The organism is Methylobacterium sp. HJ2, assembly GCF_056431005.1.
The window spans coordinates 1-11415 of the sequence record NZ_JBWJYM010000008.1 but is presented as its reverse complement, the minus strand read 5'-3'; the positions used below and the strand labels follow the sequence as shown (position 1 = coordinate 11415).

10 protein-coding genes are annotated in these 11415 nt (G+C 71.3%); 3 read left to right on the top strand and 7 right to left on the bottom strand.

Annotated elements, in window-relative coordinates; all coding sequences use genetic code 11:
* Positions 1 to 29: 29 nt before the first annotated feature.
* The 3 genes from ACS5RC_RS18730 to ACS5RC_RS18720 form a co-directional block, all read right to left on the bottom strand.
* Positions 30 to 1199 carry a polysaccharide biosynthesis/export family protein gene (locus tag ACS5RC_RS18730; protein WP_478345415.1) on the bottom strand — a complete coding sequence of 390 codons (1170 nt, stop codon included), beginning with the start codon at positions 1197 to 1199 and terminating at the stop codon, positions 30 to 32.
* 161 nt (positions 1200 to 1360) lie between these two features.
* The gene (locus ACS5RC_RS18725) at positions 1361 to 2848 is read right to left on the bottom strand and encodes an LTA synthase family protein (RefSeq protein ID WP_478345414.1); all 1488 of its coding nucleotides are present in this window, start codon (positions 2846 to 2848) and stop codon (positions 1361 to 1363) included.
* Positions 2845 to 4338 (bottom strand): capsular polysaccharide export protein, LipB/KpsS family, encoded by a 1494-nt coding sequence (locus ACS5RC_RS18720; RefSeq protein WP_478345413.1) that lies wholly within the window; start codon positions 4336 to 4338, stop codon positions 2845 to 2847. Before ACS5RC_RS18720 ends, ACS5RC_RS18725 begins: the two co-directional genes overlap by 4 nt.
* Positions 4339 to 4665: 327 nt before the next feature.
* Between ACS5RC_RS18720 and ACS5RC_RS18715 the strand changes: the two genes are divergently transcribed.
* The 3 genes from ACS5RC_RS18715 (at position 4666) to ACS5RC_RS18705 (ending at position 7768) form a co-directional block, all read left to right on the top strand.
* Complete coding sequence (locus tag ACS5RC_RS18715; protein WP_478345412.1) at positions 4666 to 6075, top strand: capsule biosynthesis protein; 1410 nt, start codon at positions 4666 to 4668, stop codon at positions 6073 to 6075.
* 68 nt (positions 6076 to 6143) lie between these two features.
* Positions 6144 to 6911: an SDR family NAD(P)-dependent oxidoreductase gene (locus tag ACS5RC_RS18710; RefSeq protein WP_478345411.1), complete on the top strand. Its 768-nt coding sequence runs from the start codon at positions 6144 to 6146 to the stop codon at positions 6909 to 6911.
* The gene (locus ACS5RC_RS18705; RefSeq protein ID WP_478345410.1) at positions 6911 to 7768 is read left to right on the top strand and encodes a formyltransferase family protein; all 858 of its coding nucleotides are present in this window, start codon (positions 6911 to 6913) and stop codon (positions 7766 to 7768) included. Before ACS5RC_RS18710 ends, ACS5RC_RS18705 begins: the two co-directional genes overlap by 1 nt.
* A gap of 30 nt (positions 7769 to 7798) precedes the next feature.
* Here the strand turns inward: ACS5RC_RS18705 and ettA are convergent, their stop codons facing one another.
* From ettA to ACS5RC_RS18685, 4 genes are all read right to left on the bottom strand, one after another.
* Complete coding sequence (gene ettA, locus ACS5RC_RS18700) at positions 7799 to 9451, bottom strand: energy-dependent translational throttle protein EttA (protein ID WP_478345409.1); 1653 nt, start codon at positions 9449 to 9451, stop codon at positions 7799 to 7801.
* Between the two features lie 177 nt (positions 9452 to 9628).
* The gene (locus ACS5RC_RS18695; RefSeq protein ID WP_478345408.1) at positions 9629 to 9907 is read right to left on the bottom strand and encodes a hypothetical protein; all 279 of its coding nucleotides are present in this window, start codon (positions 9905 to 9907) and stop codon (positions 9629 to 9631) included.
* A 10-nt stretch (positions 9908 to 9917) separates the two neighbouring features.
* Entirely contained in the window at positions 9918 to 10823 is a 906-nt protein-coding gene (locus ACS5RC_RS18690) for a DNA/RNA non-specific endonuclease (protein WP_478345407.1), read from the bottom strand.
* Positions 10814 to 11071: a hypothetical protein gene (locus tag ACS5RC_RS18685; RefSeq protein ID WP_478345406.1), complete on the bottom strand. Its 258-nt coding sequence runs from the start codon at positions 11069 to 11071 to the stop codon at positions 10814 to 10816. The genes ACS5RC_RS18690 and ACS5RC_RS18685 overlap by 10 nt, the downstream gene beginning before the upstream one ends.
* Between the last annotated feature and the right edge of the window lie 344 nt (positions 11072 to 11415).

The window sequence follows — 11415 nt, the reverse complement described above, 5'->3', positions numbered from 1 at the left end:
CCTGGCGCGGCTCTCGGCGTTTGTAGGGTCTATCTCGCGGTTGCGTAGACGGATGCGGCGCCGGCGATGGGACCTGTGACGGTCGAGAAGACGCTGAGGACCTTCTGGACCTCGGTGAAGGGAGCGTTGGAGACGTAGACGAGATCGCGGTTGCGCATGCGGAAGGCCTGGGTGGTGAACAGGCTGTTGGGATCGCGCATGTTGACCCGGTAGACCACCGGCACCAGCGGCGTGCCCAGCAGGCGCGAGCCGGGGCTGAGCCGGCGCACCACCGCGGCCGGCTCGAACCGGAAGATGAACAGCCCGGCCGGATCGGCCTGGAAGTCCGACAGGCCCCGCGCCTTGGCCAGCGCCTGGGCCAGGGTGATGCCCTCGGCCTGGAACGGGATCTCGGTGGCGTTGCCCAGCGCGCCCACCGCCAGGAAGGTCTGGGGATCGCGCACCAGCGTCAGCACGTCGCCCGGGCGCAGGAACACGTTCTCGCGCGGGTTCGAGACCACCGTGGTCAGCGGCACCGTCGCGGTCTGGGTGCCGCGCGAGAGCCGCACGAAGGTCTCGTTGACGGGCGAGCGCACGCCCCCCGCGGTGGCCACCACGTCCAGCAGCCGGTCACCGCGGGTGGTGAGCGGCACGCGCCCGCCCACAGTGGCCTCGCCCGTCACCGTCACCGTCTGGGAGACCGCCTTGGTGACCGCGACCAGCACCTGGGGCTGGATCGCCTTGCCGGCCAGCTCGTTCTCGATGAGCGCCTGCACGTCCTGGGTGCGCCGGCCCAGCACCTGGATGCGCCCGGCATACGGCACCGTGATGCCGCCGTCGCGGCCCACCACCTGCTCGGGGATCAGCGCCGACTTGGAGCCGGCCGAGAAGCGGTCGGAGAGCAGCGGGCCGGAGAACAGGCCGCCCGAGCCCGCCTCCCAGATCGAGATGGCCACGTAGTCGCCCACCCCGATCACCGGCTCGAGCGCGGGCCGGTGGTCACCGAAGGAGGCCAGCAGGCTGTCGAGCGGGCGCCCGCGCAGCGCCTCCACCACCGCCGGCGTGATGTCCACGATCTCGTAGCGCGCCAGCAGGCCTTCCGAGGTCGACACCTCCGCGCCCGACTCCACAGCCGAGGCCGTCGGCCCAGCCGCAGGCAGGACCGAGCAGCCGGCGAGCAGACTGCCCGTCAGCGCGGCGAGCGCTGCTTTACGCACCATTACCAAACTCCCATTCCGGCCTCGGCCACCGGGGCGGCAGCCGGCCGGCGATCCGGTCGACCCGTCATCGCCCGCCAATGGCTGCGATCGCTTTAACGCGGGCGGCCGATCGGTCCTTCCGAACGGCCATGGCCGTCCAATGCGTCACGACGGTGGCACGGTCACGCTTGCGCGGGTTCCGGCACCGGAACGGCCTGCGGATCGGCCGCGAGCGTTGCGCGCAGGCGACGCCCGAGCGCGTCCGCCGTGAGATCGATCCGGCGCGGCGCCTCCCGCGGGCCGCCGAACCGGAACAGGGCGTAGTCGGTCGCAGTCCCGCCGAAGCCCGGCGCGCAGCCCGGCAGAGAGGGCGCGTGGTCGCCGAACACGCAGAGCACCGCCTGGCGGCCCTCCAGGCCCGCGACCAGATCCTCGACCATCCGCCCGGTATGGCCGACATGGTGGAGATATTGCGACCGCGGATCGTCGAGGCCGGGCAGGCGGCCCGGCTTCCAGGGGCCGTGGTTCTCCATGGTCACGCTGAACAGGAACAGGGGTCCGCCTCGGGCCTCGATCTCCGCGAGGATGCGCCGGCCGAGCGCCACGTCCGCGACGTAGGGCCCGACACGGGGTGCGTCGGCGAAATCCTCGCCCATCACCAGCCGCTGGAAGCCGAGCCGCGCCATCACGCGTGCGCGCTGGAAGAAGTCGCGGTGGAAGGGATGGACGAACAGGGTGTCGTAGCCGTTGGCCGCCGCGATCCGCGCGAGGCTGGTCGGTTCGTCGCCACCCGTGGCCAGATAGGGATCGAACGCTCCGAACCCGAGCGACGCCCCGTCGCGTCCGGTCAGCACCGCGTGCTCGGTGCGCATGGTGTAGGCGCCGTGGGCGGGCACGCGCAGGCGCCCGTACTGGCTCGCCCGTGCGCGGATCAGGTCCATCAGCGGCAGGCCGGGACCGCCGAGGCGCTCGGGATCCAGGAAGGATTCGAGCTGGACGACGACGACGACCGGGGCGCCCGGCGCGGAGGCCGGCAGAGGCTGCAGCGGCGGCGTCGCCCCGGCCCGGCGGCGGAGCGCGTAGGCCGCGAGCGTCGCCGGCAGGCCGATACGGCCGAGATCCCCTTCCAAATCGGGCCGCGGAAAGCGCCGGGCGAGAAGGCCGGCGAGCGGGGGCCTGCGCAGCGCCGCGAAGACACCGAGGAGCAGGGTCGGCAGAAGGAGGATCGCGGCCAGCCGCGCGGCGGGGCCGGCGGGAAGGAGGCTCGGCTCGACGCGGTACCAGAGGGCGATGCCCGAGAGGGCGAGCGCCAGGGGCGCGAGGATGCGCGGGCTGGTCGGCGGCGGCACGTAGTAGAGCTGGGGATGCCGCGGGACCTGCGGCACCAGCGCGAAATCGCTGAACACCAGCGGTTCGCCGATCACGGCCCGCTTCGCGCGGCTGATCAGGACAAGGACGCCGACGGTCAGGGCGGTGCTGAGCCCCGCGAGCCAGGGACGCCACGAGAAAACGAACCAGAACAGCGTGAGCGCCGTGTAGGCGGCGCAGCGCAGCGCGAGATCGCCCGGCCGCCGGCCGAACGGGGCCCGCGCCGCGCCCCCGAAGCGCTCGATCAGGGCCGAACCGGCGATCGCGAGAGCGAGGGCAGCCAAGGCGTTCAGCAGGCTCATGCGCCCTCGCCTTGCCCGGCGCCGTCCGCACCGATGCCGCGGCGGCGGCGCAAGCGGCGCACGATCGGGTTGAGCAGCCGGTAGCGGGCGCGCATCGTGGCGTGTGCGAGGCGGCCGATCGACAGGGCGGTGCGGGGCGCCGCGGCGCGGGCCGCGCTGAGCCGGTCGAGGAGTTGCTCGGGCTCGCAGGGCTTCATCGCCACCGGATCGAGATAGCGCGGGTAGAGGATGAGCGTCGCGGCCACGAGCTCGTCCAGGGCGAGCCGCCGGCCGCGATCGGCGCCGGGCGCGAGATCCTCGCAGAGGCCCCAGCCCGAATAGAACGGGCGCCCATGCGTGGCGACGCTGAGCCCGCGGATCAGCGCTTCGAACCCGGCGAGCGAGGTCATGGTCTCGACGTGGTGCACGCGGTCGAGCAGGTCGACGATGCTGATGCCCGATACGATCCGGTCGGCGATGGCCAACGCCTCGCCCTCGGGGATCGCCCCGGGCCTGAAGCCCGCCTCGACGTCCGGATGCGGCTTGTAGAGCAGGAAGGCATCGGGGTTGCGGGCCCGCGCGGCCTCGAGCAGCGCGCGGTTGGAGCGCACCCGCGGCGAGCCGTACTGCACCGAGGCGTCGTCCTCGACCTGGCCGGGCACGAGGACGATGCGCCGGTCAGACGGCCAGTCGCCGGTGCCGGCAGCGAGCCCGACATTGTACTTGCTGAGGCGGCGCGCCACGATCTCGGAGCGCAGGCGGCGTGCCCGCGCCACGAGCGCGTCGGGGAAATCGGCATCGCGCAGGATCAGGGAGAGGCGGCTCTCGCGCCGCGGATCGTAGTAGATGCCGGCATCGTCCACCACGATCGAAGCGCCGGGCCGCAGGCTCGCCCCGAGCCCGACGGAGCGCAGGAACCCGTCCTCGATGCGCGCGAGGGGCAGGCCGGCCTCCGCGCAGGCCGCCTCGAGCGCGGCGGGCGCCCGGGTCGCCCAGGCCAGAACCCGCGCGTCGTGGCGCTTCGCGGCGCGGATCGCGTCCGGCACCGTCATGGTGTGGATCGGCGCCCCCTTCGGACCCGCCGCAAAGACATCGAGCGCCGGGCGCTTCCATTGGGAGATGCCGACATAAACCACGCGCCGGTCGTTCTCGGCGAAGCGCGCGGCGAGCCAAGCCACCCGCTCGGCACAGGCTTCGCGACTGATCGGACGGCGCGTCCAGGGATCGAAATAGTGCAGGCTCTCCTGGCCCATGAGGCCGATGCGCAGGCTGGAAAGGCCCGTCGCGGGCGTATCGTAGGGGCTGAGCAGCGGGCCGGGATCGACCGTGAGCACCTGACGCCCGGCGGCGCCCAGCAGGCGGGCGAGGAGCGATGTCGAGCGCCAGACCGCGGGCAGCGCACCGCCGCGTCCCGGCGGCGCGAAGCCGCGGCCGGTCGCGGCCTCGACCTCCGCACGGAGCAGGTTGATCGTCGATCCGGTGCTGAAGAACGCGTGCGATGCGGTGGCCATGATCCGTCCCATCGCGCGATCGGCGCGGGGCGAGGTTTGCCGTGACGGGGATTTGGGGCGCGAGCAAGGTCGCCGCGTCCTGTGGATAGCCGGGATCCCATCCGGACGGCCACGGGACCGACATATCGCCGCCGCGATTGCTCCGTAGCTCGACACCGCGCAATGGCCCCAGGCCCGTGCGTTGCAACATGGTCACACGGACCGGAAATCGCGGCCCTGCCGTCTCGGCGCGGATTGCGGACCTCCGATCGGCCATGCAACCGGTAGGTGGGTCGCCGCTGGGATCGTCAGATCCGGTGGCACGGTGAAGGACGGAAGCGCCTCAGAATGCTGCAGCCTCGCCTCGATACCGCAGGACAGATCGCCGACCTCACCGGCTCGATCGCCCTTTCGTATCCCGGCCCCGGTTCGCAGCCTCCTGCGCGCGAGCGGCCCCTTCGCGAGGAAGCCGACCGCGAGATCCCCGCCACCTTCCTGTTCCTTCAGGGCATCGCCTCCCCGTTCTTCTCCGATCTCGGCGCCGCGCTGCGGACCCGAGGACACCGGGTCCGGCGAATCAATTTCTGTCCCGGCGACGCCTTGTTCTGGAGGGGCCGGTCGGATCATTACCGCGGCTCGCGCGACGGCTGGGAAGCCTATCTCGAGGCCTACGTCACCGCGCATGGCGTGAGCGACATCGTTCTGTTCGGCGATTGCCGCCCCTTCCACGTCACCGCGCGCGAGGTGGCCAAGAGCCACGGTCTGCGCGTCCACGTCTTCGAGGAAGGCTATATCCGGCCGAACTGGATCACCTGCGAACTCGGTGGCGTGAACGGCTACTCGTCACTGCCGCGAACGGCCGAGGCGGTGCGCAAGCTCGCCCGCCGGCTGCCGCAGCCGGGGCGCGCGATGCCCTCGACGGGCGACATGGCCCGGCGCAGCATCTGGGACGTCGGCTACAACATCGCCAACATCGCGTTCCCGTATCTCTACCCCCATTTCCGCAGCCACCGCCCGACGCATATCGCGATGGAATATGCCGGCTGGATCAAGAAGTTCTCCCGGCGCGGCCGCACTCGGCGCGAGGCCCAGCGCTGCAGCGAGATCTACCACGCCGTCGGCTGCGACTACTTCCTGCTGCCGCTCCAGTTGGACAGCGACTACCAGATCCGCGTGCACTCGCCCTTCCTCGGGGTCGAGGGCTTCATGGACCGGGTGATCAAGTCCTTCGCTGAGACCTCCCAGGCGCCGACCCGGCTGCTCGTGAAGCTGCACCCGCTGGACAGCGGCCTGATCAACTGGCGCCGCTTCGCCCGCGCTTCCGCCCGGCGCCACGGGGTGAGCGAGCGCCTCGACTTCATCGACGGCGGCGACCTGCCCACGCTGATCGCGGGCGCCCGCGGCGTGGTGATCGTCAATTCGACGGTGGGGATGCTGTCGCTGGAGATGGGCCGGCCGACGCACGCGGTCGGCACGGCGATCTACAACATGGCCGGCCTGACCCATCAGGGCGACATCGACACGTTCTGGACGAGCCCCACCCCGCCGGACATGGACCTGATGGCCGATTTCCGTCGCGTCGTGCTGCACCGGACGCAGGTGAACGGCGGCTACTTCTCGAAATCCGCGATCGCGCGCGCGGTGGCGGGCGCGGTGCCGCGCCTGGAGGCCGCCCTGCCGACCGCCATGCTGGCCGCGGCCCGGGCGGGGCGCACGGATACCGAGGGCGGCGGACAGCTCGCGGCGGCGGCGTACTGATCTAGCCGGCGCCGACTGTCACGGCCTTCCCTTGATCTGCCGCGTCCGAGCGCGGTAGCACCCTCGCCATGCCTCACATCCTGATCACCGGCGCGTCGAGCGGCATCGGCGCTGCGCTCGCCCGGCACTACGCCGCGCCGGGCACGACCCTGATCCTGACGGCCCGCGGAGCCGACAGGCTTGAGGCGGTGGCGCAGGCCTGCCGCGCGGCGGGGGCCGTGGTGGCGAGCGCCGCCGGGGACGTCCGCGACCGGGCCGCGATGCGCGCCCTGCTCTCCGAGGCGGACGCGCGGGCACCGCTCGATCTCGTCATCGTCAATGCGGCGATCAACGGCGGCCATCCGACGGGCGATGTCGAGAGCGAGGAGACCGCCTTCGAGACGGTCGACATCAACCTCAACGGAGCCCTCAACGTGATGCTGCCGGCCGTCACGCTGATGCTGGCGCGCGGGCACGGCCAGATCGCGCTGATGTCCTCGCTCGCGGGCTTCGCACCGCTGCCCGACGCGCCGGCCTATAGCGGGGCCAAGGCGGCTTTGTTCGCGCACGGGCTGGCGTTGCGCGAGAAGGTGCGCGGACGGGGCGTGACGATCAGCGTGGTGACGCCGGGCTACGTGAAGACGCCGATGGGGGGCGATTACAAGGGCTGGCGGCCCCTGGAGATGAGCGCGGACGAGGCGGCCCGGCGGATCGCCCGGGGCCTCGCCCGGAAGCAGGATCTCGTCGCCTTCCCGCTGATCCTGGCCGTGCTCGCCCGCGGCGCCGGCCTCCTTCCCGAGCGCCTGCGCCGGCTCGGCATGCACGGCTTCCGCTTCCAGATCCGGAAGCGGCGCTGATGGCGCGCGCCCGCATCGCGCTGTTCGTGCTGGAGGCGCTGCCGAACGCCCGCGCCGTGCGCCGCTTCGTGGCCGACCACGCGCTGGAGATCGCCTTCGTGGGTCTCTCGAACGCCGAGCGGCCGGGAACCGGCGGGCTCGTGGGACAGGTGCGGGCGCATCTGGCCCGCTCGGGCCCGGCCTTCCTGCCCTATCTCGCGGTGAATTTCGGGCTGCCCGACCTGCTCCGGCCGATCGCGCCGCTGACCCAGGCGGCGAGCGCCTCGCGGGACGTGTCCGAGGCGACGCCGCTCGCGGCCCTCTGCGCCCGGCACGGGGTGCCGACGCTGCGGGTCGACGACGTCAACGGGCCCGACGTGGCGGCCGCCTTGCGGGCCCACGCGCCGGACCTGATCGTCACCTATCATTTCGACCAGATCCTGAGCGCCCAGACCATCGCGGCGGCCCGCCTCGGCGGCATCAACGGGCATCCGGGCCTGCTGCCGCGTCATCGTGGGCCGGTCCCGACGATCCATGCCCTCGCGGAGGGGCCGGACCAGTTCGGGATGACGCTGCATCGCCTCGCCCCGCGGATCGATGCCGGCGCGATCCTGGCGCAGGAGCGCTTCACCCTGGCACCCGGCACCTCGGCGACGCGGGCCTCCGTGCACCTCCACCAGCACGGGCTGCTGATGCTGCAGGGGCTCCTCGACCGGATCGCCCGGGACGGCGCGGTGCCGGACGGCCGCTGCGTCGAGACGCTGCCCTACTGCCCCTTCCCGGACCGGGCGATGCTGCGCGCCATGCGCCGCAAGGGCCAGGCGCTCACGGATACGCGCGACCTCGTCGACGCGCTCTCGCTCAACGCGCGCCGCTGAGGGCGCCCCCCGCACGGGGGGCGCCGGCGCTCAGCGCGAGAACTTCTTGTACTTCAGCTTCTTCGGGATGATCGAGTCGGTGCCGAGCCGGCGCTTCTTGTCCGTCTCGTAATCCGAGAAGTTGCCCTCGAACCACTCGACATGGCTCTCGCCCTCGAAGGCGAGGATATGCGTCGCGATCCGGTTCAGGAACCAGCGATCGTGGCTGATGATGACGGCGCAGCCCGCGTAATCCTCCAGGGCGTCCTCGAGCGCGCGCAGGGTCTCCATGTCGAGGTCGTTGGTCGGCTCGTCGAGGAGCAGGACGTTGCCGCCGCTCTTCAGGGTCCGGGCGAGATGGACCCGGTTGCGCTCGCCGCCCGAGAGGGTGCCGACCTTCTTCTGCTGGTCGCCGCCCTTGAAGGCGAAGGCCGCGCAATAGGCGCGGGAGTTGATCTCGCGCTTGTTGAAATAGATGATGTCGTTGCCGCCCGAGATCTCCTGCCAGACGGTGGCGTTCGGATCGAGCGCGTCGCGCGACTGGTCGACGTAGCCGAGCTTGACGCTCTCGCCGAGCTGGATCGTGCCCGAATCGGGCGTCTCGACGCCGGTGATCATCTTGAACAGCGTGGTCTTGCCGGCGCCGTTCGGTCCGATGACGCCGACGATGCCGCCCGGCGGCAGCTTGAAGGTCAGGTCCTCGATCAGCAGGCGGTCGCCGTAGGCCTTGCTGAGGTGGTCGAAGTCGATGACGTTGTTGCCGAGGCGCTCGGAGATCGGGATGACGATCTGCGCGGTGGGATCGATCTTGTCGGCCTGCTTCTGCACCAGCTCCTCGTAGCGGGTGATGCGGGCCTTCGACTTGGTCTGGCGGGCCTTCGGCGAGGCCGCGATCCATTCCTGCTCGCGCGAGATGGCGCGCTGGCGGGCCATGTCCTCGCGGCCCTCCTGCTCCAGGCGCTTCTGCTTCTGCACCAGCCAGGCCGAGTAATTGCCCTCGTAGGGATAGCCGCGGCCGCGGTCGAGCTCGAGGATCCAGCCGGTGACGTTGTCGAGGAAGTAGCGATCGTGGGTCACGATCAGGATCGCGCCCGGATATTGCCGCAGGTGGCCTTCGAGCCAGTTCACCGTCTCGGCGTCGAGGTGGTTGGTCGGCTCGTCGAGGAGCAGCAGCTCGGGCTCCCACAGCAGCAGCTTGCAGAGGGCGACGCGGCGGCGCTCGCCGCCCGACAGGGTGGCGACCGGCTGCTCGTCGCTCGGGCAGCCGAGGGCCTCCATGGCCTGATCGACCTTCGAATCGAGTTCCCAGAGGTTCTGCGCCTCGATCTGGTCCTGGAGGGCGGTCATCTCGTCCGCCGTCTCCTCCGAATAGTTCATGGCGAGCTCGTTGTAGCGGTCGAGCAGCGCCTGCTTCTCCGCCACGCCCTCCATGACGTTCTCGCGCACAGACTTGCTGGCATCGAGCTGCGGCTCCTGCGGCAGGTAGCCGACGCGGGCGCCCTGGGCGACGAAGCCCTCGCCGGTCCAGTCCTTGTCGATGCCCGCCATGATCTTCAGCAGCGTCGACTTGCCGGCGCCGTTGATGCCCAGCACGCCGATCTTGGCATCCGGGTAGAACGACAGATTGACGTTCTCCAGGACCTTCTTGCCGCCGACGTAGGTCTTCGTCAGACCGCGCATGTGGTAGATGAATTCGCGAGCCATCGCGGGGTATCCTTGTACGTTCGTCCGGCGCGGCGGCGCGGCAGGCGCCGGTCGCAGCCGGCATGCCGATGGGACGGGCCGATCCGCCCGGCACCCGCCGGACTGCCGGCCGTTGTCGCGTGAAATGATCCCGTCCGAGTATCAGGCCACGCGGAACCCGGCAAGGACGGCCGACCGTCAGGCGAAGGGGTTCGGCGCCTTCGTCGGCGCGGCGTCTGTCTCCGCCATCTGCTCGGGCAGATCGGCCGCCTCGAGCGCCGCAACGATGGCGTCGCAGGTGCGCTTCAGCTCGCGGGCGAGCGCGAGGCCGGCTTTGTCGCGGGTGATGTCGAGGGAGCCGTGCAGGGCGATGCGGAGCCTGCCGTTCTCGAAGGAGAGCGCGCCGAGACTGCGCACGCCCGCTTCCTCTGCGAAGGGTTCGAAACCCGGTCCGGTCGTGCTCCCGCGTCGGGTCATCGTTGTGTCCTCAGAAGATCGATCGGAGCGCGTCGCGGAGCGCGCGGCGCAGGATCCGTGCGGCCTCCCGCCCGATCCAGTCGGCCCAGGTCTCCGTACGGGGTCGCCGCTCGTTGACCTCGCCGCGCGCGAATTCCCGCGGTTCCGGCAGGCTCATGGCCAGGGCCTTCGGGCCGGCGGGCAGGGCCGGGAACACGTCGATCCCGGCAATGCCGCGCAGCGTCTCGATCGAGACGGCGCGCCACTCGCCCCCCGCCCGGTTCGGGGCGAGATAGGCGCCGGCCTCTCCGCGGGCGGGATCGTAGATCGCCTTGTAGAGCTGGGTCGGGACCAGCACGCGGCTCTTGATCGCGTCGACGGAGCCGCCAGTGAAGACCGCGCCCGTCACCACGTAGAGCTCGCCCCGCGCGCTCGCGAGGCGCCGCACGCTCTCCTCGACGCCCGCCCACAGGCCGCGGTTGAAGGCCGGATTCTGCGGGACGATGTTGGCGAGGCTGAACGATTCGGCCTGCGCCGATCCCGTCGGCATGTCGCCGGCCGGGGCGAGATGCCCGCGATCGAAACCGGAATGGACGTAATCCTCCAGCATCGAACGGTCGGCCGCCGGCAACCTGTCCTCGTCGTGGAAGGCATCGTCGCGGGCCACGGTCCGGGCGGCCGCGACGCCGTCCCGCGTCAGATGCTCGGCCGCGTAGAGCGGGGTGCGCGAGGCCCCCGAATGCAGCACCGCGTAGGCCTCGAAGCACAGCGGCACCGTGCGCGCCGCTAGCTTGGCGTTGACGAGGAGCGGAACCTCGCTGCCGGCGAAGAAGGCGGGGCAGTCGCTCGCCCCCGCCCGCGCCGGTGTCTGCGTGAGGGAGGCCGGGACGGCCGCCGTGAGCAGCAGGAAGAGGACGCGCCCCGTCCTCAGTAGCACACCCGCACCCTCCGCGGGCCTTGGGGCGTCGGCCGCTCGCGCCAGCCGCAGGGCCGGCCGAGGCTGCCCTCGAAGGGGTGCACGTCCCGGTCCGGACCGCCCGGCACCGTCCGGTGCGGGCAATCGCCGAGGAAATCACACGCGAATGTGAGATTGCCGTCCGGCGGGCGCGGCGCGGCGTAAGCTTGGCCGCACAAGACGATCGCGCTGAGGAGCCCCAGGGTGCACAGACGAAGGGTGGTCGACACGTCAGCCTCATGTTGCCGGGGAGGCACGAAAGCGTAAAAAATCGGCACGGAACATTGATCGCGCGACCGATCATCCGTAACTGGCACTATCATGACAGGGCGCGTGCCGGCTGTCCCCCGAGGATCCACGACGGCCCGGTGGGACGTCGCGAGACCTGTTCGAGCGGGGCCGCGGGAGACGTGGCGCGGAACGGTAGAGCTTCAAGAGCGGATGAGTTCCTTGGCCGAGACAGAGAGCGTGACGTCGATCCTATCGGGTCTTGAGGAGCCTGCGGCGCTGCGGCGTCTGCCTGAGAGCCAGCTTCCGGCGGTGGCGGAGGCGGTGCGGGCGGAGATGATCGAGG